This window comes from Geobacillus thermopakistaniensis, from assembly GCF_000498995.1.
Taxonomy (GTDB): Bacteria; Bacillota; Bacilli; order Bacillales; family Anoxybacillaceae; genus Geobacillus; species Geobacillus thermoleovorans.
The window spans coordinates 1-21,910 of sequence record NZ_AYSF01000028.1 but is presented as its reverse complement, the minus strand read 5'-3'; the positions used below and the strand labels follow the sequence as shown (position 1 = coordinate 21,910).

The window sequence follows — 21,910 nt, the reverse complement described above, 5'->3', positions numbered from 1 at the left end:
AGTTAGAAAATAACCGGTGTCAGTACACAAAGAATTTTTGCTTCTTGGGACAGCGGGTTGGACCAAAAATGCGGCAAACTGGACGGAAAGTGAATGGAATCCCCAGCTTTCACCAAATATTCCTTTCCATCCACGTTAAAAATAACTGCTCCTTCTAAAACATAGTAGAACTCCTCGCCAGGATGGCTGAAAACGTTATCTTGCACCAACCCAGGCGCCAAAGTGACGATCAACGGCTCAAGCGATCTGCCGTTAAAGTTCCCCGCGAGACGGGTATACTCGGCACTCGAGCCTTCAATTCTGAACGGTTTTCTCTTCTCTACCTTGACGACAAAATTCTGGTTTGCTTCATTCTCAAAAAAGTCAGTGATTGGCACTTCCAAAGCGTCAGCGATTTTTTTTAGAGAAGTGATGGCAAGTGATGTTGTTCCTCGTTCCACTTGGGAGAGAAAACTAACGGAAAGCCCTGTCTTCTCACTTAACTCCTTTAGTGTCAAATCACGTTGTTTTCTTATATCCCTGATTTTTCTGTATATTTCCTCCATGTTCGATCTCCTGCTTCTAAAATTGGTGTCCTGATTTTATTTTATACAAAAAAAATTATAATATCAATTCAAAAAATATGTTTTTATCAAAATTATTAATAAAAATTACTGTATAACAGTAATTGGATAAAAACGGTTTGATGGATAGATAAAAGAACAAGTGGACAATCAGGAGATTATCCACTTGCTCCCCTTATTTTTCAGTTTAGTGCAAGATCTGGCCTTCCATTTCTTTCAAGAACAATGTAGCAATAAACGTAATCACTAAAAAGCAGGAGATGAATGAGACCGTCGCCAAAAAGCTCGTGTTCGATGCCAACATAGCGCCGATCACGCTTGGAGCAATGGCGTTAGCCACGCGTTGGGCGGTAGCTCCAAGTGAATAGCTGACTCCACGAACTTCTGTCGGATAAAGCTCCGCCATCCACGTATCCCATACCCCCCAAGCCCCTAAGCTGAAGAAGGACAATACAAAATTCCATACATACATTTCCGCCATGCTGTTTGATGAGGCAAACCCGAATCCCCCAATAGCGGCGAGAAAAACGAAGGTAAACATGATTTTTTTACGCCCGAATTTACCTGTTAGATATGAGGCCGCCATGTAACCCGGAAACATGAACAATGCCGACAATGCCATAAAACCTAATCCTTGTGGAGCACTCAAGCCTTTTTTGGCGAGAAGCGCCGGCATCCACGAGGACAGCGCCCAATATCCCCAAGAGAAACAAAAGTTAATAATCAATTGCAGGACGGTCGGTCGTAAAAACTTACCCCTAAAAACCTCAATAAACGACCCTTTTTTCACCTTTTCTACAATGAGTTCCACATCGTTAAGTTCATGATCCATTCTGTTTGCAGAAAGGCGTCGAATGACTTCCTTAGCTTCCTTTTGTCGATCTCTGCCAGCGAGCCAATACGGGGACTCCGGAACGAAGGTTGCTACAACGAGAAACCACAAACCAGCGATAGAACTGATTCCAATAACCCAGCGCCATCCCATATCCCCCAGAAGATATGTGATACCAATCGCCAGTAAATACCCTACAGGCCAACCGGATGCCAAATAAACCGTCGCTTTCCCTCTGACTTTAACCGGAAGAAGTTCTTCAAAGTACGGAAACGTAGCCACCATTAATCCAGCCAGACCTATCCCGGAGAGAAACCGCATCCACCAAAGCATCCCATAATCCGTTGAAAATGCACTGATCAGCGAAATGATTCCATAGGAAATCAAGCTATAAATCATAGCTTTTTTTCGTCCAAACTTATCAATCAACTTGCCCCAAATAAGGCACCCTGGAATCATTCCGAGAAAGATAGAACCGATCAAAGATCCAATTTGTGTTCCACTTAATTTGAATTCAGTACCAATCGAAGCACTGCAAAGAATAATAATCATCATTTCCCATGCTTCAATAACAAAGGAGAAAAACAGCGCCAGCCCTGCTTTCCAGTGTTCCCTCGTCACAGGCATATTTTCAAACAACTGTCCAACTTGTACATACTTTTTGCTTGTTGTCTGTTCTTGCGATAAACTGATACTCATCGTTAGATTCCCCCTTGGTTCACTACATCTTTAAAATAGATTCCAAGCCTCTATTTCTTCATTTGGCGGTGACTGATAACCATAGAGCTTGCTGTGTCCCCATCCAAATTTTTGATTTATTTCCACTAAAAATTCAGCATATTTCAAGGGAGCAATGCTTGCGTCGATAACAGGTATTCCTATCTCTGCTTGAACTTCATGATAAAATCCGAATTCGATCGTGCAACCTAAGATAATAACATCTGCTCCATCCTTTTCTTTTGCTTCTTGAGCTGCCTGCTTGATGCGTCTTACAGTTTCATTACGATCTCTCTGAAAATCATGCACTCCCATATCTATCGATTTAAAGGACGCTAGTTTTTCTCCAAAGCCATACTTATGGACATTCTCTCTCATTTCTGGTATCCATTTTCTGCGGCCCACTATAATAGAAATACTTTCTCCAAGTGTAGCAGCGATATGCAAACTAGACTCCGCTGGAGCCGTGACAACCATTTTTTCAGTGATTTCCCGAGCCGCTCTTAAAGCAGGATCGTAAAAGCAACCAATAATAGCAGCATCGTACTCCTCTTCTTCCGCTTTTTTGATCATTCTCAAAATTTCAGGCATGATCATAACTTCATAGCAATTATACTCGAGATGGGTAGGTCCTGATGCAGGCGGCAAGGAGACTACATCAACCATAGTGTCCGGTTGTTTAACTTTTTCAAACTCTTTCTTGAAAGTTTCATCAAATAGGTTTGTAGCCACAGGATTGATCCATAAAATCTTTTTACCCAATTATCATTCCTCCTCTTATAATTTTTATATCATTAAAATTTTTCTGACTTTATAAAATATTATAAAACATATATTTATTTTTTGCAATATTTATGTAATAGTTACTGTCATACTATAAAAAATTTGATAAAAAATAATTAAGTTTTTGTCCCCATGAATATTAAGAAGATCCATATTCCAGCACATAGTCCAATACATGAAGCAAAATAATCCGTTTCAAAGTTGTACAAAGGTGAAGTTTATAGACTTATAAACCGGTGATAACGGGTAGACATCTCCATTTGGCTTGCAAATCGCATTACTCATAAAAACATTCATGAGCAAGCCTTGCTCCCCACCCTGGCATGAAAATGACTTATCAAGACGGCGCATTTTCACAGAAAAATCGGCCGAGTCCTCTTTTAAGCATCCCGCTTCAAAGAAAGGCTCGGCCGACAGGTTCCTTCTTATTGCCCTTTCGTCACCGTCGCTGTGGTCGCTTCACTATGGTTTTGCGCTTTGTCTTCTTGTGTCACAATGATCATCAGCTGGCCATTGTTGAATGCAGACAGATCGATCGTCTTCGAAAAATTCCCATTCGAGTCCGCCGACGTCCGTTCAACGAGAGATTTTTGTCCATCCGTAATGATGATTTGCACCGATGCGTTGCTTTCTGCCGTTCCTGCGATCGTATATGCCGCTTGATTTTGATTCGTAACGGCTGGCAGGGCGTTCAATGATGGAGCGGCAACAGCGGTATCCTTCCAAACCGTCGCGGTTGCCTCTGGGCTTACATTGCCCGTTGCACTCGTTTGAACGGCTGTAATGGTAATCAGTCCATCGCTTAACGGGGAAATATCCGCTTCTACACGGTATCTCCCGTTTTCTTCCACCGTACCGACTGTGCTGATTTCATTCGTTCCATCGGACAAAGTGACCTCCACTTCCGCCCCTGGCTCTCCCTTGCCCGTCACCTCATAAGCAGTTGCATCTGCGCTGGCGTTCACATATCCTTTATTCTCAATAGACGGCTTGGCAGGAGAGGTCAACGATTTGATGAGGACGACGCTTGCCATCCGGCTTTCATTCCCCGCCTGATCGATCGTTTTCACACGGATCGTGATCTTCCCGTCCTTCAGAGAAGAAGTATTGATCTCTACTTCATAATTCCCATCTTCATCCACAAGTCCGCTCGCTGAGACGGATTTTTTTCCATCAGCAGCCTCCACCACCACTTTCTCTCCAGGCGTGCCTGTCCCCGTGACTGGATACGCTTCATAGTTGAAAGCGTTAATATATCCTTCATTCAACAGTTCAGGGGCCTCTATGCTCACATCTTTCCGAAGCACTTTCTTCGATTGGCCGCTTTGGTTTCCTGCCGAATCCACGCTAACCGCGGAGACCGTAATCTCTCCTTCCGCCAGTTTTCTCGCATCGATCACCGCTCGGAATCTCCCTTTGCCGTCTGCATGCACCGTTTTGGTGATGCGCTGCTTTCCATCGCTCAATGAAACCTTCACAGCGCTATGGGGTTCTGCTGTTCCTTGAACAGCATAAGCGTTCTGCTGCTTGGCATTGATCCATCCTTTATTCGTGATCACCGGAACGGAAGGCGCCTTCGTATCCTTGATAATCTTTTTTTGTACGCGGCTATGCTTCTGTCCCTTGATGATTTGCGTGACAGACACCGTCAATGTCCCATCTCGTAATGTCGATACGTTGACCGGCGCTTCAAACGATCCGCTCTTTTGAACAACAGTGTAATGAGTGACAGATGCTTTTCCATCGGTGATCACAATTTTGATCTTCGCTCCCTTGAGCCCTTTTCCTTTTACGATATACTCTTTCACAGTTGAAGCATTCACCGGCTGTGCACTTTCAATGGCAAGCTTGGCCGGTTTCGCCGCATATGCTTCAGACTCCGCCGCACCCGCTATGACTAAACTGGCTGTTACGAAACTAGAAATCATCCATTTTTTCCAACCCATAACGATCCCCTTTTCATCGATAGATTCGATCATGTTATAATTTTGCTCGTCGAAGCAGAAAGAGAAAGTACGGGGCACCAAGGAATGCCGTTAAGATGCCGACTGGGATTTCGATTGGCGCCGCGATGGTTCTTCCTGCCGTATCCGCGCTGATCATCAAAATCGCTCCTAATAAGGCGCTGACCGGAATGAGCCGCTGATAATCGGCCCTTGTCAACAAACGGGCAAGATGGGGGATGACCAGTCCCACAAATCCAATCGGACCCGATACAGCTACGGCGCTTCCACACAAGCCGACCGCAATGAGAAAAATCAGGAAACGGGCTGCTTGGACACGCAGTCCCAAACTCGCCGCTACATCATCATGCAGCTGCAAAACATTCATGCGGCGATAACAAAGATAAGCAAATCCGAGTCCGATCACCGACCAGGGAACAATGAGAAAAACATGTTCCCATGTCCGTCCCCATAAACTCCCCGCCAACCAAATGACCGCGGCATCAATCCCTTTGGTCGCAAAAACCAAAATCCCTGTAATGACGGCCTGAAACAAGGCATCAAAAGCAATTCCCGATAGAGCAAACCGGCCCTTATCCATTCCTTTCTTCCAGGCAAACGCATACACGCAAAGGCCGGCGAAGAGAGCCCCGAAAAAGGTGACGAACGGCAGGCCGCTGACAGGAAAATGCGGAATGATCAGCAGCGCCAACACAGCAAACAAGCTGGCGCCAGCCGTCATTCCAATGACATTCGGAGCAGCAAGCGGGTTTTGCGTCACGGCTTGCAACAGCGCTCCGGATACGGCGAGGTTGGCACCGACAAACAGCCCAACCAATATCCTTGGCAAGCGATATTCCCACACGATTTCCCCATTCAGGGAAGACTTTCGGTTGAAAAATGCCTCCCATACTTGCGAAACAGGGATTTTCACATCCCCGAAACAAGCGCTGAGCGGCACGATGATGACAAGAAGCAATGCCAAACCAGCCACAAGTCCCACATCACGCTTACGCATTCCATTCGCCCTGCTTCCTAATCAAATACAAAAAATATGGGCAACCAATGGCGGCGGTAAACACCCCGACAGGAAGTTCAATCGGCTGCGCCACCAAGCGTGCAAGCAAGTCAGCCGTCAAAAGCAACATTCCTCCGCACAAGGCGCTGACTGGAACGATATACGTATAGTTCACCCCGACCATTTTTCGGACGATGTGCGGAATGATCAAGCCGATAAACCCGATGACCCCGGATACGGACACCGCACTTCCAGCCAAAATAATAATAATGACTGCCATCACAGTTTTGAGAATCCCCACATGAACACCAAGCCCTTTGGCTGTATCATCGCCGAGCTCCAACAGATCCATTTTCGAAGCAATCATGATGGAGAGGAGCAAGCCGGCGAGAGACCATGGAGCGATCAGCGAAACATGGCGCCATGTCAAGCCGTTTAACCCACCGGCCAACCAGGCATATACGGCGGCCGCATCCTGGCCAAGCAAGACCAAAATTCCGACGGTGATCGCATGCAAAAATGCGCTGACCGCTACTCCAGCGAGTGTTAAACGGACGGGGGAAAGGGATCCTCTCTTCAGCGACAAACTATATACGGTCGCCCCTCCAACCGCCGCCCCCAAAAAGACAAGGGGAGAAAAGAAAAGAAGGGGAAGGCCGGCGAAAAAATATTCGATTAGAACAACCATCGCAGCAGCGCCGGCCGACACTCCCATGATTTTTGGCTCGGCCATTGGATTTTTCGTTAAACATTGCATCATCGCTCCAGCTACAGCCAAACTCGCCCCAATCAAAACCGCTAGAAGGGCGCGGGGAAAACGCAGTTCCCAAACCACCGTTCGTGCTTTGGATCCATCGTCATGCAAAAGGACATCCAGCACTTTTGGAATAGGCACAAAAAACGGACCAGAGACTAAAGAAACGATGATCAACAAAATGATGCCCAACACTAACATCGAACTGATCCATATCGCTCTTTTTCCGTATGTCAAAGATGACATCCTCTCGCTAGCCCCATCCCATCACTGATAACGTTTTAAAATGGATGCCGCTTCTTTTACAATCAATTTTGCCGCCAACGGTCCCCGACTGCGAGACCAAAGATCGCGATTGACTTCCACCACCCGCTTTTCTTTCACCGCTTTTAATTGGGACCAAATCGGGTTGGCTTTCACTTTTTTCAGGTCATTCTTCCCAGGATCCGTATAGGCAAACAGCACGTCTGGATCGATTTCTAAAATTCTTTCTAAACTTACTGTTTTAAAGTCGGAGTATTCATCCCCTTTTTCCTTAAATGCATAATCAGCCTTAAGCGCCGTAAAAATCGATCCGGAGAATGAGTTGTCCTGCCATACATTAATGCCATCTTTATTGACGAAAAAGCCCAATACACGAAGATTTTTATCTTTTAATTTTGCCTGCTGCGATTTCAATTCTTTATAAAACTGATTCACAAACGATTTTGCCTTCGCCTTCCGCCCTAAGATGTCTCCTAATACAAGAAGCTGATTCATGGCTTCTTTGTAGCTGTTCGCACGAAATCCCGCTACTGGCGCAATCTTTTTCAGCTGAGGGATAATCGCTTTATGGAACTCAAATTCATGGTCGATAATGATCAAATCCGGTTTGAGCGCTGCGATTCTCTCTAAACTCGGGGCGCTAAGTGCCCCAACGCTTGGCACCCCTTTTAGTTTATTGCGCAAGTATGTAGGCACCGTTCCAGAATTGGAAATCGTATACCCCACTGGCTTTAAGCCTAACGTGACAACCGCATCTGTCCCCGCCATGCTTAACGTGACAATCCGCTTCGGGGTACCTTTGATCACCAGCTTGCCAAGCTCCGTCTTAAACACCCTTGTCTTGGATGCGGCCTCGACAGGCGCAGCCGGTTGAGCCAACGGCACAAGCAGCACGAACAGCGCCATCAGCATGGCAAGAAGAGAGGTCCATTTTTTCTGCAACACGTTACATATTCCCCCTTCAATCTCTATTTAATAATGATAATCCTTATCAATTAAGATGGTAATTGATATTGAATATCTTTGTCAATACAATAATAAAAAACATTCATAAGCAAGCGTTGCTCCCTACCCTGGCATGAAAATCGCTGATCAAAGCGGCGCATTTTCGCAGAAAAAGAAAGTCAGTTTTGCAAGGGTTTCTCTAATTGAGAAAGAATGCGAATCGATAGTCTTTTTTACCCAATCACCCACCCTCTAGAAGGATGGTGAAAAACGAGAACGGCCTGCAAATCGATGGCATTTCATCAGAAAAAAAAGCCGATTCAGCCGCGTTTCTCGAATTGAAAGATAGCAGGAATCAGCCATATTTTGCGCTAAATCACCAGCCCTCTAGAACTTGTCGCCCCTGTTCATCATCATTCTTCAAAAAATCCCTTGTCTCCCCCCCATACGATTTATGCTAAAATGGAAGCTGGATGTCCCCAAATCTGCTGCACACATGCCCACGGATGATCGACTCCTTTGGCAACCCCTTCACCAACAAGGTCCAGACAGCGTTAGGAAAGCAATAAAAGCCATGAATAGCTGTTTTGAATCACCGTCAATCCACACTTGGAAAGGATGATCCATATGGAAGCATTGCTTAACCAAATTTTGGATCGACTCGATCAACTCCATTCGAGCGTCGGCGTCTTGACATCCGAGGTCAACGATATGAAAAATAAAATGAACAAGATCGAAACAAAAGTAAACGAGATCGAAACGAGAGTGAACAGGATCGAAGCGAACATGGCCACCAAAGGCGAACTCGCCGAGCTCCGATCCAAAATGGACGACATCGAAGCGAAAATGGCCACGAAAGACGAACTCGCTGAACTTCGCTCCACTGTGAACGGACTCCAGTCCAATGTAAACGAAATTCAAGCGAAGATGGCGACCAAAGACGATCTCGTTCCTATTCGACAAGCGGTCATGGAAATCGATCAAATTGTCAAAAGGATCGAGGTCAACCAAGAACGCCACGAGCACATTTTGGCCATCCTCTCCAAACGCTCGATTGAACATGAGGCATCCATCGCCAGCCTGCGGCAAGCGCAATAACTCGACAAGGGAACAAATGGACAAGGGGCGAGCTGTGCAGCGCAACATGGAAAAAACATTCCTTCCAGACACGAACCGCGGGGGCTGTCCGAAAGAAATTCCCCCAAAGCGACTGGATCGCGGCCGGCCAAAGCGACAACGCCCAGCTCTACTTGCCGGACCGTCCGCTTGTCTCGGCGTTGTCTTCGTAATGACTTGTTTTCGGAATCCAACGAATTGTTTGGGTGCGTCATCGACAAGCTGTCCCCTCTCCCCCGTGCTGGGAAGAGGGGGACAGCTTTTGCTTCGCATGCGGCAAAACGCTTTTATTCATCTTTGATCCGAACGTCGAATTCCGTTCGTTCATGGGCGTCTTTTATTTGAATCATCCAAGTGTCCGCTTGTTTGTCATAATGAACAGCCCGAATCACAGGAATCATATGCTCGAGCCGACTCTCTTCTTGTTTCAACGCTTGGCGAATCGCCTCCTCCTCCGATAAGCTGGCGCCATCACGCGGAGAGCTTGGCACAACCAATACTTTGCCCGCCTTCCCTTGGCCTGGATACGATTCAGCAATCCCCCCATCTATCCAAACTTGAACTTTTTGACCAATGTTCACTCGCGCTGGTGCACTAGAAACCAAGATGGCATTATAAAACTCTTTAAGCCCGCCTGTGGAACGAAAATCTTGCGGATCAGAACTGACAACCAAAATGCTCCCCCCTTCTTTTCTCACGACATACCCTTCAATGGCATAGCGGTCAGTTTGCCCGCTACAACCTGCCAACCAAACACTCCACACGGCGGCAATGAAAGCAAGCCATCTTTTCAGCCCAATCTCCTCCTCCTTTGTTACATTAGTCGCATTTACGAAAAAATCGTTTCACTCTTTTATGAAAAGCTCCAGTTTGTCAAATCCATCATGGGTACTAAAAAAACATGATGATTGACGAAATCATGGATGATCTAGATGGTAGAAATGCAAAGTTCATGCAAAATTTTTTCGGAACTCCCAGAAAATGAAAAACGACCGCAAACGCGGTCGTATCAAGGGTTTCACGATTTTAGATCGTGGGCTATCGAATTCCAAGGATGCCGATGGTGGGAGTCGAACCCACACGGGGGGGCTACCCCACACGATTTTGAGTCGATTATGAAACCGTGCATTCCCCTCAATTATTGAAAAAACTTGTGTATCAAGGGTTCTTTTCATTTTCTCACTCTTTGATCAATTACTACCGAAAACGACCCGAGCTATCGTGCTGACTATGGATATTATATAAATGATCTCATTTTAGGTCAATAATTTTTCTTGCTTTTTTCTGCATTATTGGGAATTCATAAATTATTCTGTACTAAATAAAATTGAGCATGTGGTAAGCAAGCAAAAACTCTCGGAAAATTTTTAGACTCAAGTGTTTTTTTGTTCTTCAACAATCGCTTCTATAGTTCTCTCTCTTTTACGCACTTTTAGTAAAGCACTCGTTAACCACCCATGAAGCGATCTTCACCACATTTATGGAAGTTAATTCGTTCTTCCATGGGAGATAACCATGCCGTATCTATACGGCACCATCAAAAGAATGAAAATATTAATTTTCAGGATAGTTAAATAAGCTTCTTTGCAAATCCAATGCTTTTTTGTTCATAACCCATATTAATATAAAATTGATGAGCAGTTAAACGTTCTGTACGATTTCCACTATTTACTCCAATACTGATAGCTCCTTGTCTTTTTGCCCAACTTTCTGCTTCTTCTATTAACTTTCTTCCTATACCTTTGCTACGATAGTTAGAATCTACAACTAAAGCTACGATTCTAACATAAGAACCATCCAATTCATAAAAAACCCCAGTACATAATCCAATCATTCCAACAACTTTTCCATCATATTCAGCAACTAAAGTATGATAGCTTGGGTTTGATTCAATATTACTAAATCTAATTCTCATCTGTTCAACAGAGGTTGGATAACCAAGTTGCTCCATTAAAGATGCTAATTCAGGAATATCATTAGAAGTAGCTTTTCTAATTTCCATACGATTCCTCCTTCATTTAATGTTATTATTGAATTATTTCCTCATTTCTAAATAGTTTTCCTTCTTAAAATAAACTACCCTGTTAGTTCAATAAAAAAAGCGATACCCTCTTGTTGAAGTATCGCACCCGTTAGCCAACCATAAAGCAAGCTTCACCACAGATGATGGAAATTAATTTGTTCTTCCATGGGAATTGAATAAGGGATTATTCTTTTTAAACTCATCCCATTCCTCTCGAAGAATACCCATCCGAATGGAATCATAGTATTCGCCATTATAGTAGCGGCATTTTCTCATTCTCCCTTCTAATCGCATTCCCAATTTTTCCGCACATCTGATCATTCGTGGGTTTCCAGACCAAGTCGTCAGACCCACTCTCTCAATGGGTAGATTTTCAAAGAGATAGTCAATCCATAGAGATAATGCTTCTGTTCCAAATCTACCATTCCAATGTTCAGGAGAATATATGACGATTCCCATTTCAAGCCATCGTGTACGTTTATCCTCCCAATAATAGCTAACCATACCTATAATTTGACTTTGATATTCTATAATCATTTGACTTGGTACATCCGTAACATTCATTCTTTCTTCCATTTTCTTAGAAAACTTTTCAAAGGTACAAAATTCAAGCGGATAATAAGGAGCATCGTACTTTTTCCATTCTGGATTCTCCACACCATATATCAGGTTATACAGAATTGGCAAATCATCGTGCGTTGGTGTCCGCAGAAATATTCTTTTTCCTGTCAGCGACAACTTTTGCAACATAGATCCACCCCCTATCTTACAGAATTCAACAATCCATGTTATTATCCCTTTTCTAAAAGGCTCTATTATCGTTAATGGTTGATTTTCGACCGATGAAAAAGCCACCTTGTGATGATAAGGCAGCTTTTTGTACATATTTTATTTAACTATCGCACCATTCGTTCAATAACCCTTCGTTACTTTCTTTAAATCCCGAGTATATATAATGGTTCTTACCGAAAATAAATACTTCTTTTTCCTTAATGAAACCAATCTTCTCTGCCACACGAATGGATGGAACATTTCTTGGATCAATAATACTGATCAGCTTATTTAAACCCAATTTATCAAACGCATATTCCTTGCACGCTTTAGCTGCTTCTGTTGCGAACCCCTTTGACCAATACTTTTTATTAATGTGATATCCAATCTCCACTTCTATACCGTCATTTATTTTTTGTTTAACAAGACCACAATCCCCGATCAATTCATTCGTTTCCTTCAAACAAACCGCCCATAATCCATAACCATCATTCCGATATCTATCTTGATTTCGTTTAATCCAGTCTTGAGTTTGCTCAATACTAAAGGGAGCTGGATAAAACTTCATGGTTTCTGGGTCAGAAAAAATACTATGTAGAGGAGTGATATCTTCATCTTCATATTGTCTTAATATCAACCTTTGTGTCTCAAGAACAATCATTTCCCCATCCCCTTTTGTTTAATCTCACGTTTTGACTAATATTATTTGACTTAAGATTAAATTCCTTGCTCCTTCAACCATCCTACCCCTTAGCCACCCATGAAGCGAGCTTCGCCACAGATGACGAAGTTAATTCGCTCTTCCATAAGAGTTGAAGAACACTTGAAACTAATTCACAAAATAAGCCATTAAGATCAAGTCATAATAAGTCTGTTCATCTATCTTAATCGCTTTTGTTTTAAGACCTTCTTCCACAAACCCAAAATTTCTGTATAAACGAAGGGCACTCGTATTGTTAGCAAATACTTCAAGACAAACCTTTTCAATTAAAGGGTTTTCCTTTGCCCAATCTAATAACACAGTTAGCAATGCTTTGCCTACTCCTTGGTTTCTGAAATCTTTTTTAACGCTCATACCAAAAGAGCCTTGATGTTTTATTCGCTGCCTATGTCCATTATGAAAATCTAAAAATCCAATAATTTCTCCATCATACTCAGCTAAAATAGCCAATTTTCCATTGTCATCAAGCATTTGCTGCAACAATTGTTTTTGCTGTTCACTTGTTACCTTAAATTCTGCTTCGGTAGTAAGTAAATAAGGTGCTTCACAGATAACGGTTTTGATAAATGTTACCACTTTATCTGCATCTCTGGGCAAAGCAGTTCTTACTACAAATTTTTTACCGCTCTTAGTCATAAATTGCTTTGTTTGTATCTCTCCCATAGATACCACCCTATTATTTATTTAATTCGGTTCCTCGGATTAAGTGGTGGAAACGTTAATTTCGGAATTATATAAAAAAATAAGGTATTCGGATTATATGGTGGAACATCTATTGAGTTTTATATTTTGAAATAACGTTATTGAACATTTTCGTCGTACTGTTCACCAAATATTTTGTTTTCTTTGAAGATACATAAAATATGTTAAATAACAGACCTAAGTATGTTATGTATAGAACAATTTTTAAGGAGTTGATAGACTTGGATAATAAAGTACGTTTATTTTTAGTACTCTTGAGTAGTTTGTTAATCTTTGCCCTGGATACATATAGAATCTTAACTAAGGATTTATCAGCTATTCCTTTATTCGTTGCATATATTTTCTCAATTACTGGACTTATAGGAATCGTAGCAAATGCTGTTAAGTTAATTAGAAATGTTAGCAATTAGCGTCGCTTTATTGAGCAACGCTATTTTTACTAAAACAACATTTTTACTGCACAGTATGTGTCTACTGCGAAACAATTGTTATTTTAAAAGCTTTTTTACTGTCAACATCCCACTACTTAATCCGAAGAGCGAAATCTTTTCACTTCCCATGTTCTCAATTGTTCTCCTCCAATCCATGACTTGTCGATACACGAGCTCCTTTACCGCATCTGAAATCAGCACTAACAAATATAGATTATACTCAAGACCAAGTAGCTTTCCGTAGTTACCTCATAAACCCAAGAATCAAAAGACAGTTTCAAAATCTATGGTTTCCTGAATGATTGCTCAGTGAGAACCAATAAGTTAAAAGAGGTATTTCTCCTGAAAAAGAAAGTCAGTTTCCTTTTTCAGTTTGACTCTTACAGGTTTGATAAAGTTCAAAATGTCAGAGCAGATATCTGATATGGTCAAGGGTAATTCAACACAAGAAACGTTTCTACTTCAAGCAAAAGTGTGTTTCGCTGTTCAAAAGCCTGACTGATTTGACTCTTTGTTAGCATTAATACATTTGGGTTCATTTTCCATCATCCCCACTTCTCATTGTAATGCATATTTATAGATATTCAATAACGTAAACTGCACAATGTTAGAATTTTTAAAAATCTATAGATCTACTACTGTGTGAAATGTAAAAGCCAATTATTGTACTATGACTATCCAACTTTTCCGAAAAGGTATCTTTTCACCAATCATTAAGATCTTGCAATCTAACGAAGGCAGGAAATCTGTACCTTGATTTATGGATCGACAATAAAAAGAGGTGGCGAATTCTTATCTCGCTTGCCCCATATCGCACCGTACAAACTGATTCAGTTCTGAAACGAAGAAATATCCACCTTTTTGAAGCTCCTCCTTTATATCTTCAGCATCTACAAATATATCTGCGCCAGTTCCTCAAGCGAATTGAAATGACCATTTCTCAATTGATCATTCAAATACTTTACCCGTTTCTCTATCGGATATCGATAGAATTGATTCCCGTACATATATTATCCCTCCTCCCGCTAAGAAAAGTTTTGAAAGTAAGAACTGAGATGTGTTAAATAAATGTTTGTCTTTAATTAACGGGTCCGTTTTGAGGTGTAAAAATGAAAAAACGATTAAAACCAACATCAATTTTGACCAATGAATTGACATCAAAATTACATCAAAAAAGCAGGGCGATCGTCCTGCTTTGATTTGTCAATTATAAGTATCAATTACTTTGAATAATATCATTATACATTCTCTCAAACAGTTCCAATGGCAATGTAAGTTTTGTTGTTTTGTCACCACGCCAATAAGTAACTATTTCAACTTGGTTCCCTTTTTTCTCAACTTCTAATAAAGCATTTTCACCTTTATCTCTAATGGACACCGAACGGTTTCCATTGTTCTTTTTTTTCTTTTTGTAGTCGTAAATTAAACTAAAATTACTCATAGAAATTCCCCTTCCTGGTAAAACTTTGTTTTAATATTTTTTATTTTAACACTAATACCAAAGCTCCTTTAAAAAATCACCCTAGTTTCCGTAGAATGAATTACATTTAAAATGACAACGAATCGACATATCTATTAGCAAAGTTCACACTCTTTTCATAAACTGTTCCCATATTCTTGATTGGATAAAAATTCTCCTGCCAAAAACAAAGTCATTTTTAACAAACATTTGGATAAATCCTGTCATAACAACAAAGAATTGCGTGCCAAAATGGATGTCAGTTTGCACGTCATTTAAATGTCATTTTTTATTTTGTACCCGAAAACGGAACCCGTTAGTCTTTAATGCTCTTTTCCTTTTTTCGCTCCAATAAAAAGAAATCGAGAAATGTACCAATCGATACTTTCCTCGATTCCCTTCAATCCTATTCCCTTGTTTTATTTCCCAATCATCGTCACACTTTTTTTGATACACTCTTTTTCGCAAAAAGAGGTTGTTTCAAATCCTTTACTTTTTTATACAGAAACTATGAACCTACCATCAGTTGAATAATCAAGAATCTATCCAACAACTACTTTTATATACATGCAACATAAAGAGTTAACTTCTCATCCTGCACACCCTAAGCGTTGCAGCACTTCCTCCGGACGTTCGTGGATGTAGTGGACAAACCGAGCAATGGCCTGGACGATATCGTTTCGATTTTTGTGAAACACATTGGCGATCACGGTGTCTTTCAGCCATTTCCACAAGCGTTCGATCGGGTTCAGTTGCGGAGAATACGGAGGAAGGTAAATAAAGTGAAAACACTGTCCTTCTTCCCGCAAAAACTCCTTGACCATTTTGGCATGGTGAATGCGGGCGTTATCCAACACCAAAACCATGAGACGGTCTAAATAGCGCTCTTTGAGCATTCTCAAGAAATCCAAGAACGTCGCGGCATTGGCAGCGGTCGTTTGATGAAGCACCGTTTCACCATCATGGACGTTGACCGCGCCAAACAGCGATACGTGGGCATGATGGCCAAACGTCGGCACTTGTTTTTGGCGGCCGACTTCCGACCATGTGGACCGCAAGACATGGTAAGAGCGGATATGGGTTTCATCGATGTACAGAAGAACAGCATCTTCTGTCTCCTTGGTGATCAAGTTTTTTTTATCAGATCCATTTGTTTTTCAAATTGTTTTTGCTCATCCAGATTTCCTTTCGCCAGTGTGTACGTCGGTCGTGTCCACGACAGCCCTTTGCGGTGCAGGAGTTTTCGCAGCGCTTCGCGGGAAATGGAAACACCGAATTGCTTTGCGACATAGGATTGCAGGAGTTTGGTGTTCCACGCCGAAGCGACGTCCCAGCCCAGTTCCGCGGGAGTAGTGGTCAACACAAGCTGTTTGATCTTTTCCTGCTGTTCTTCGGTGAGAAACGGCTCCCGCCCGGGGGCGAAATCCCGATGAAGCAGGAGTTCAAGGCCGCCTTCGTTGAACAGCGACACATAATGGGAAACAGTTTGTCGGCACACGTTGACCATGGAGGCCACGTCTTTGCCCAAATAGCCTTCCATGACCAGGCGGACGGCCATCACACGTTGGCGGAGATGGGCGTTTTTGATCTTCCGTTCCTGCTTGCGGAGTTTCCGGGGCGTCCATCCATGGTTGTCGGTGATTTTGAGACGTTTCATGCAGAATTCCGCTCCTTTTCCATGTTTTTCATTAGGAGCAGTATAACCGGAGTGGGCACCGCTTATGCGAAGGTTAACTTTTCAATGAGCATGTATATAAATCTTTTCTATTATGACTGCTAAAACGGTGTGCTTCTTTAAAGTGTTTTTCCATCACAATATCCCATCCCTTTCCCTATGCCTGTATTGTGTTTTTCTCTTGAATTATCCTTTCCTTTATTAGACTAAACTGCCTATTAGTTGAATAACCTCTACAAATATATTAACATAAAATTCCACATAACCTTCAAAAAACACGTAAAAATGGTTTTCCTCACTCACATTGGTAAAACTAAACATTTTTACCCTTTTTTCATTTAAAATAAAATAGGAGGGGTAATCAATGAATGTAAATTTTGAACAGAGGTGTAAGGAACTATATCAAAAAGAAGTGGCTTTCTTTAAAGAAGCTGACATCGATATAAAACACGATTACATCATTCATGAAAATATCTGTTCGTTAGATATATTTATTCTAATAGTCGATTTGGGGTCAATGGTATTTATTAAATATAGTTTCAATAAGAACAATTTAGAAGATGTAAAAAGAAAAGAGCATATTGTAAGCCCTGGTTCCGCAGATGTGTTAAGACGATTATTAACAAATGAATGATATTATGATAAGGAGATGGAAAAATGAAAATAATTCCTTCCAGAAAACCCCAACCAGTCACATATTCGCAGTACGAACGATACACCCCTGAAAAATTGGAGTTAGTACAAGGTGATTTGTTATGGAGCGACCAGGAACGAATAGATTTGCTCATGCTCCTACTCTATAATGTCGGATTAGAGGCATTCATTCAACAACTACCTCCAAAATCGATAAGTGAATTAAAATCTTTGTTAGAATGTAGTGAGAAGAAAGATAGTGCGAAAACGACAAAAGGATTAAAACGAACGAGGAAAAGAAATCCTTTGCAACCTCATACCAAGGTTAATGATTGGGGCATACAAGAAATCCTGGATAAGATGGATAAAGCAATAGAAAAACTCTACAGGAAATGGTAAAAGTCCTAATGAAAATGAATTGTGAACTTTGTTACAAAGTAGTGATAAAAAACAAGTGTTAAAAGTGAAAAAAACCGTTAAAAGAGTGGATGTACCTATACCAACACCATCTCCATATGAAACAAAATTAAAGAAAGATACTCAACATGTGTTAATGTTTCTAAAACAACTCAACAAAAGAATCTAAAAGTCCTCTTGTAGAGGACTTCTCCTTATTCTTCTTCACAAATTGAATAGAGTTAGTCTAATACAGAATAAAAGTCATCAACTAAGAATATATGTTCGTATCAATCACAAAAAAATTTCCGTTTTATCGGTTTTTGTTTCAAAACAGCATCCCTTTCCCCTTTTGACATAACCAGCTCTCCCTCTCTTTATTTCCTCTCCCATGTCCCCTTGCAAAAAGGGCATTGCCAATGCGTAATCCTATCGAGTTCCCTGTTATAAATCCCTATTTTTAGACGAGAATAAGGCGATGAATAACGTTCTCTCAAGCTGTAAGGAATTTTTTCGCCAATTAGGTCCGCTCCACAATGTGGGCAATGTTCAATTGGTCTCTCTTCCATATCTCCCTCTCCTTCTGAAGACATTATACTATATAAAGGAAAGGAGGGAAGCAGAAAAACTATTTCGTTCATATTGTGAACTTAAAATTAGTAGAGTGGTTAGTTTTACTCTCCATTGCTTAAAATCTTTCCTAATCAGTAAAATATTGCACCCTGACATGTTCGATTTCTACGGACCTTAGAAAAGGGTATATAATGTAAGATACAGATGAACAATAATAGAAAGGAGGCACTCACGATGTGCGAAACAACGAAAAAAGAACATGCGGCATCCTTCTCCACGTTTCTTCAGGAGTTACAGAAAGAATGGAGATTTCATCAACATGGTGGAACGAGTTATCGTCAAAAAACGGCAGAGCTTTCGTTAGAAGTGGCACATAAAGTCGGGAGCATTGTTCCATTTTTGGAATCAAAAGTTGCCAAACAAACCGTTCCCCGTTTATTACCTGATCTTGATCATCATCGTGTAGAAGATATGGCGAAGATGCTACATGTTATCGCAAAAGAACTCCATATGAATACAACTCTTTCAGATGAAGTAAAATCCTATATACAACAAAAACGTCAACATCGAAAGTCCTTGTCTTTCGTGAAAAAATAAAAGAGCTGGCACTTTTTTGTTGCAAGTTCTCTCTATTATCATCGCTTACCAGTGACATGTTCTTTTTCTACACCTAAATCCTTTATAAACTGCCCGAGGGAGAAAGCCCAAACAGAATATGTATCATTTTATTAGCTCCCCCTCAACTGTGGCTATAAAATTTTTTTAGTTTCCCTTATTTCTTTCCACTTTATTTTGTACTCATTCTTTAAGTCATACGTAATAACCATCTGCCAGTAGTCTTTTGAATTGTTCCTTTTAACAGCTTTTCCTTCTAAAAAGACGATATATGTCTTCTCTCCCTCGCCGATATAGAATACAACAACTAAACAATATGAATGCGAAAAGCTAAAATGTAGGGCAATTACATTGCTTGTAGCTGCATAGGTTCAGCTATTTCTCTCCTGTTTATCGTGTCCATTTTCTTGACATAACACCACCTTATCCCTTTCCCCTCTTTTTGCTCACTCCAAATAAAAAGGAATCGAGAAATGTACTAAAGGCACTTTCCCCGATTCCCTTGAATTCTCTTCTTCCCTCTTTTCCTCAACAATCATTAGACTTTTTTGTGTATCGTCAAAGTTTTTTAAGGGAAACAATATGAGAAATTACTTAAACAAGTTATTTATTGGACTGAATTTCGCATGTCCTTGCTGCACTTCACTGCTGAAAAGGTTGACATACACTTTTGTTACTTCCAATGACGTATGTCCTAGTATTGCTTGCAATTGAAATGCATTTGCTCCATTTAACACACATAATTTGGCGAATGTATGACGGAATGTGTGTGGGGAACAGCGAACATTCTTTATTCCTGCCTTCTTTCCATACTCTCTAATTCTATCCTGTACTTGTTTTTTACTCAATGGAGTGTTGTCCCGAGTAATAAATAAGTAATCTGTATCGACATTCCCTCTGACAACCAAATATTTTTTTAATTGATTAATCATTTTATCTTGAATGGGAACAAAGCGCTCAAAGCCACCTTTTGTGTTTCGAATACGGATGACCTTTTGTTGCCAAATGATATCCGTTGTTTTTATACCCACCAGTTCATTTACTCGAACTCCCGTTTCCAACAACAACATCATAATCGTATAATCCCTTAAACCTATAAACGTACGAAGGTCACACGCTTTAAATAACGCCTTTATTTGCTGGTTGTCAAACGTTTCTACAATCTTTTTTCTTTCCTTTAACAATTTGATGTCTTTCATTGGATTGTTTTTTATGAGATTTCGATCTTCCAAAAAGTTGAAAAATGCCCTCATGGCTCGTAAACGGGAGTTAATGCTTACCGTCTTCAGCCCTTTCTCTTTCATATACATAATGACATTTCGTTTAATGGTTTCGCCCGTCCATTTACTTACACGCAATTCAATTTCCTGCTCTTTCAGCAGTTTTATAAATGCATTCAACTCACTGCGATAATATTTAATCGTATGTTCCCGCAAATTTCTTAGTTCGCAATCCTCAATAAATATCTCTAACAATTCCTCAAATGTGTATTCAATTTCTGCGTTATCATCAGATATTAGCAATAGTTCCTCTCGACTCAGTTCACCTCTCCTTTTCATCTTGCTATTTCTCTGCAATGTCCCCTCATTTCTCATTTCCAACTCACCTCACCGAACACGATTAGCCGCACACGATTTTTCTTGCTCGAATCGTATTCGGTAAAAATAAATCAAGGGTTCCCACAATCGTGAGAACCCTTGATCCTAAAGCCTTTTCCCTATTTTCGATGCCGATGGTGGGAGTCGAACCCACACGGGGGGCTACCCCACACGATTTTGAGTCGTGCGCGTCTGCCAATTCCGCCACATCGGCGCGACAATCAACATTTTACCAAATTATCTTTCAACTGTCAACACTTTTTTATTCATTAGATATGGAGGCGGCACCCGGATTCGAACCGGGGATAAAGGTTTTGCAGACCTCTGCCTTACCACTTGGCTATGCCGCCTTGATCAAGAGCGGAAGACGGGACTCGAACCCGCGACCCCCACCTTGGCAAGGTGGTGTTCTACCGCTGAACTACTTCCGCATCCGTGGCTGGGGTAGCTGGATTCGAACCAACGCATCACGGAGTCAAAGTCCGTTGCCTTACCGCTTGGCTATACCCCAACGTTGTAAGTGAAGGGCGACTAGTGGGAATCGAACCCACGCATGCCAGAGCCACAATCTGGTGCGTTAACCACTTCGCCATAGTCGCCATGATCATGATAGGAATGGCAGGGGCAGTAGGAATCGAACCCACACCGGAGGTTTTGGAGACCTCTGTTCTACCATTAAACTATGCCCCTTTGTTAAAATGGTGGAGGGGGACGGATTCGAACCGCCGAACCCAAAGGGAGCGGATTTACAGTCCGCCGCGTTTAGCCACTTCGCTACCCCTCCAAGGAATGGTGCCGACTGCAGGACTTGAACCCGCAACCTACTGATTACGATTCAGTTGCTCTACCAATTGAGCTAAGTCGGCATAAGATGAATGAAGAAGGTGGCTCATTGTTGAGCTCTGTGCCTCTTCCTCTACCAACTGATTCGAAGAAGCGGAATGCGTCGAGGCAACTCGAAGCGAATTCGATGAAGCAGATGCTCGTCTCTACCAATTCAGCTAAGTCGGCATGCAAACCTATTCTAGTTGTTTCATGGTGGCTCGGGACGGAATCGAACCGCCGACACAAGGATTTTCAGTCCTTTGCTCTACCGACTGAGCTACCGAGCCATATATTATTTTTTAACTCGCTCGTTGAATTGCTCTGTGCCTCTTCCTCTACAAGCTGATTCAAAGACGCTCGATGCGTCGAGGCAACTCGAAGCGAATTCGATGAAGCGGATGCTCGTCTCTACCGAATGAGCTGCTGAGCCGTATTTTTCATCTTTCACAATTTTGAAAGAATGGCGGTCCCGACGGGACTCGAACCCGCGATCTCCTGCGTGACAGGCAGGCATGTTAACCACTACACTACGGGACCAATTTTGGTTGCGGGG

General features: G+C 41.7%; 21 protein-coding genes and 10 tRNA genes. 5 read left to right on the top strand and 26 right to left on the bottom strand.

Translation table 11 applies throughout. From position 1 onward, the window contains the following. Positions 1-2: 2 nt before the first annotated feature. From T260_RS135560 to T260_RS135590, 7 genes are all read right to left on the bottom strand, one after another. The gene (locus T260_RS135560) at positions 3-545 is read right to left on the bottom strand and encodes a helix-turn-helix domain-containing protein (RefSeq protein WP_011232367.1); all 543 of its coding nucleotides are present in this window, start codon (positions 543-545) and stop codon (positions 3-5) included. A 205-nt stretch (positions 546-750) separates the two neighbouring features. Beyond that, positions 751-2,094: an MFS transporter gene (locus tag T260_RS135565; RefSeq protein WP_011232368.1), complete on the bottom strand. Its 1,344-nt coding sequence runs from the start codon at positions 2,092-2,094 to the stop codon at positions 751-753. A gap of 30 nt (positions 2,095-2,124) precedes the next feature. After that, positions 2,125-2,874 (bottom strand): aspartate/glutamate racemase family protein, encoded by a 750-nt coding sequence (locus T260_RS135570; protein WP_011232369.1) that lies wholly within the window; start codon positions 2,872-2,874, stop codon positions 2,125-2,127. Between the two features lie 446 nt (positions 2,875-3,320). Next, entirely contained in the window at positions 3,321-4,841 is a 1,521-nt protein-coding gene (locus T260_RS135575; RefSeq protein WP_023633408.1) for an Ig-like domain-containing protein, read from the bottom strand. Positions 4,842-4,875: 34 nt separating this feature from the next. Next, the gene (locus T260_RS135580; RefSeq protein WP_023633407.1) at positions 4,876-5,856 is read right to left on the bottom strand and encodes a FecCD family ABC transporter permease; all 981 of its coding nucleotides are present in this window, start codon (positions 5,854-5,856) and stop codon (positions 4,876-4,878) included. After that, on the bottom strand, positions 5,849-6,856 hold the full coding sequence (locus tag T260_RS135585) for a FecCD family ABC transporter permease (RefSeq protein ID WP_023633406.1): 1,008 nt from the start codon (positions 6,854-6,856) through the stop codon (positions 5,849-5,851). The genes T260_RS135580 and T260_RS135585 overlap by 8 nt, the downstream gene beginning before the upstream one ends. Positions 6,857-6,877: 21 nt before the next feature. After that, a complete protein-coding gene (locus T260_RS135590) occupies positions 6,878-7,819 on the bottom strand; it encodes an ABC transporter substrate-binding protein (protein WP_021322727.1) in 942 nt (313 codons plus the stop codon). Positions 7,820-8,446: 627 nt separating this feature from the next. Here T260_RS135590 and T260_RS135595 point away from each other — a divergent pair. Continuing rightward, on the top strand, positions 8,447-8,917 hold the full coding sequence (locus T260_RS135595) for a hypothetical protein (RefSeq protein ID WP_023633405.1): 471 nt from the start codon (positions 8,447-8,449) through the stop codon (positions 8,915-8,917). A gap of 305 nt (positions 8,918-9,222) precedes the next feature. Here T260_RS135595 and T260_RS135600 read toward each other — a convergent pair whose 3' ends face one another. The 5 genes from T260_RS135600 to T260_RS135620 all read right to left on the bottom strand — a co-directional run bounded on the left by T260_RS135600 (position 9,223) and on the right by T260_RS135620 (position 13,113). Next, positions 9,223-9,684, bottom strand: coding sequence for a YobA family protein (locus T260_RS135600; protein ID WP_014196625.1), 462 nt, complete (start codon positions 9,682-9,684; stop codon positions 9,223-9,225). Between the two features lie 821 nt (positions 9,685-10,505). After that, a complete protein-coding gene (locus T260_RS135605) occupies positions 10,506-10,937 on the bottom strand; it encodes a GNAT family N-acetyltransferase (RefSeq protein ID WP_023633403.1) in 432 nt (143 codons plus the stop codon). Between the two features lie 171 nt (positions 10,938-11,108). Further along, complete coding sequence (locus tag T260_RS135610; RefSeq protein WP_023633402.1) at positions 11,109-11,708, bottom strand: GNAT family N-acetyltransferase; 600 nt, start codon at positions 11,706-11,708, stop codon at positions 11,109-11,111. Positions 11,709-11,850: 142 nt separating this feature from the next. Then, complete coding sequence (locus T260_RS135615) at positions 11,851-12,390, bottom strand: GNAT family N-acetyltransferase (RefSeq protein WP_023633401.1); 540 nt, start codon at positions 12,388-12,390, stop codon at positions 11,851-11,853. Positions 12,391-12,558: 168 nt separating this feature from the next. Continuing rightward, on the bottom strand, positions 12,559-13,113 hold the full coding sequence (locus T260_RS135620) for a GNAT family N-acetyltransferase (RefSeq protein ID WP_023633400.1): 555 nt from the start codon (positions 13,111-13,113) through the stop codon (positions 12,559-12,561). A 260-nt stretch (positions 13,114-13,373) separates the two neighbouring features. Between T260_RS135620 and T260_RS135625 the strand changes: the two genes are divergently transcribed. Continuing rightward, on the top strand, positions 13,374-13,562 hold the full coding sequence (locus tag T260_RS135625) for a hypothetical protein (RefSeq protein ID WP_023633399.1): 189 nt from the start codon (positions 13,374-13,376) through the stop codon (positions 13,560-13,562). A 1,237-nt stretch (positions 13,563-14,799) separates the two neighbouring features. Here the strand turns inward: T260_RS135625 and T260_RS135630 are convergent. The 3 genes from T260_RS135630 to T260_RS1000000139895 form a co-directional block, all read right to left on the bottom strand. Then, complete coding sequence (locus T260_RS135630; RefSeq protein ID WP_023633397.1) at positions 14,800-15,024, bottom strand: hypothetical protein; 225 nt, start codon at positions 15,022-15,024, stop codon at positions 14,800-14,802. Positions 15,025-15,632: 608 nt separating this feature from the next. Then, a complete protein-coding gene (locus T260_RS1000000139900) occupies positions 15,633-16,172 on the bottom strand; it encodes an IS630 family transposase (protein WP_020279733.1) in 540 nt (179 codons plus the stop codon). Further along, positions 16,169-16,570 (bottom strand): winged helix-turn-helix domain-containing protein, encoded by a 402-nt coding sequence (locus tag T260_RS1000000139895; RefSeq protein ID WP_442345772.1) that lies wholly within the window; start codon positions 16,568-16,570, stop codon positions 16,169-16,171. Before T260_RS1000000139895 ends, T260_RS1000000139900 begins: the two co-directional genes overlap by 4 nt. A gap of 511 nt (positions 16,571-17,081) precedes the next feature. Here T260_RS1000000139895 and T260_RS135635 point away from each other — a divergent pair. From T260_RS135635 to T260_RS135645, 3 genes are all read left to right on the top strand, one after another. Then, complete coding sequence (locus tag T260_RS135635; RefSeq protein WP_023633396.1) at positions 17,082-17,351, top strand: hypothetical protein; 270 nt, start codon at positions 17,082-17,084, stop codon at positions 17,349-17,351. 23 nt (positions 17,352-17,374) lie between these two features. Continuing rightward, a complete protein-coding gene (locus T260_RS135640; RefSeq protein WP_023633395.1) occupies positions 17,375-17,749 on the top strand; it encodes a hypothetical protein in 375 nt (124 codons plus the stop codon). Positions 17,750-18,553: 804 nt separating this feature from the next. After that, a complete protein-coding gene (locus T260_RS135645; protein WP_023633394.1) occupies positions 18,554-18,916 on the top strand; it encodes a hypothetical protein in 363 nt (120 codons plus the stop codon). A gap of 608 nt (positions 18,917-19,524) precedes the next feature. Here T260_RS135645 and T260_RS135650 read toward each other — a convergent pair. From T260_RS135650 to T260_RS135700, 11 genes are all read right to left on the bottom strand, one after another. Then, positions 19,525-20,493: a tyrosine-type recombinase/integrase gene (locus T260_RS135650; RefSeq protein ID WP_031212194.1), complete on the bottom strand. Its 969-nt coding sequence runs from the start codon at positions 20,491-20,493 to the stop codon at positions 19,525-19,527. A 168-nt stretch (positions 20,494-20,661) separates the two neighbouring features. After that, positions 20,662-20,746 (bottom strand) — tRNA-Leu (locus T260_RS135655). Positions 20,747-20,808: 62 nt separating this feature from the next. After that, a tRNA-Cys gene (locus T260_RS135660) sits at positions 20,809-20,882 on the bottom strand. A gap of 9 nt (positions 20,883-20,891) precedes the next feature. Next, positions 20,892-20,963 (bottom strand) — tRNA-Gly (locus T260_RS135665). 5 nt (positions 20,964-20,968) lie between these two features. Then, a tRNA-Gln gene (locus tag T260_RS135670) sits at positions 20,969-21,043 on the bottom strand. 15 nt (positions 21,044-21,058) lie between these two features. Further along, a tRNA-His gene (locus T260_RS135675) sits at positions 21,059-21,131 on the bottom strand. Positions 21,132-21,148: 17 nt separating this feature from the next. Beyond that, positions 21,149-21,222 (bottom strand) — tRNA-Trp (locus T260_RS135680). 9 nt (positions 21,223-21,231) lie between these two features. Then, positions 21,232-21,316 (bottom strand) — tRNA-Tyr (locus tag T260_RS135685). A gap of 6 nt (positions 21,317-21,322) precedes the next feature. After that, a tRNA-Thr gene (locus tag T260_RS135690) sits at positions 21,323-21,398 on the bottom strand. A 170-nt stretch (positions 21,399-21,568) separates the two neighbouring features. Beyond that, positions 21,569-21,644: transfer RNA gene (locus T260_RS135695), tRNA-Phe, on the bottom strand. A gap of 174 nt (positions 21,645-21,818) precedes the next feature. Continuing rightward, a tRNA-Asp gene (locus tag T260_RS135700) sits at positions 21,819-21,894 on the bottom strand. Positions 21,895-21,910: the final 16 nt, after the last annotated feature.

Coding starts and splice junctions, on each gene's coding strand:
- T260_RS135635 (WP_023633396.1), top strand. CDS start 17,082: ATGAATGTAAATTTTGAACAGAGGTGTAAGGAACTATATCAAAAAGAA.
- T260_RS135620 (WP_023633400.1), bottom strand. CDS start 13,113: ATGGGAGAGATACAAACAAAGCAATTTATGACTAAGAGCGGTAAAAAA.
- T260_RS135585 (WP_023633406.1), bottom strand. CDS start 6,856: ATGTCATCTTTGACATACGGAAAAAGAGCGATATGGATCAGTTCGATG.
- T260_RS135595 (WP_023633405.1), top strand. CDS start 8,447: ATGGAAGCATTGCTTAACCAAATTTTGGATCGACTCGATCAACTCCAT.
- T260_RS135630 (WP_023633397.1), bottom strand. CDS start 15,024: ATGAGTAATTTTAGTTTAATTTACGACTACAAAAAGAAAAAAAAGAAC.
- T260_RS135605 (WP_023633403.1), bottom strand. CDS start 10,937: ATGGAAATTAGAAAAGCTACTTCTAATGATATTCCTGAATTAGCATCT.
- T260_RS135565 (WP_011232368.1), bottom strand. CDS start 2,094: ATGAGTATCAGTTTATCGCAAGAACAGACAACAAGCAAAAAGTATGTA.
- T260_RS135610 (WP_023633402.1), bottom strand. CDS start 11,708: ATGTTGCAAAAGTTGTCGCTGACAGGAAAAAGAATATTTCTGCGGACA.
- T260_RS135580 (WP_023633407.1), bottom strand. CDS start 5,856: ATGCGTAAGCGTGATGTGGGACTTGTGGCTGGTTTGGCATTGCTTCTT.
- T260_RS135650 (WP_031212194.1), bottom strand. CDS start 20,493: ATGAAAAGGAGAGGTGAACTGAGTCGAGAGGAACTATTGCTAATATCT.
- T260_RS135640 (WP_023633395.1), top strand. CDS start 17,375: ATGAAAATAATTCCTTCCAGAAAACCCCAACCAGTCACATATTCGCAG.
- T260_RS135615 (WP_023633401.1), bottom strand. CDS start 12,390: ATGATTGTTCTTGAGACACAAAGGTTGATATTAAGACAATATGAAGAT.
- T260_RS135560 (WP_011232367.1), bottom strand. CDS start 545: ATGGAGGAAATATACAGAAAAATCAGGGATATAAGAAAACAACGTGAT.
- T260_RS135575 (WP_023633408.1), bottom strand. CDS start 4,841: ATGGGTTGGAAAAAATGGATGATTTCTAGTTTCGTAACAGCCAGTTTA.
- T260_RS135645 (WP_023633394.1), top strand. CDS start 18,554: ATGTGCGAAACAACGAAAAAAGAACATGCGGCATCCTTCTCCACGTTT.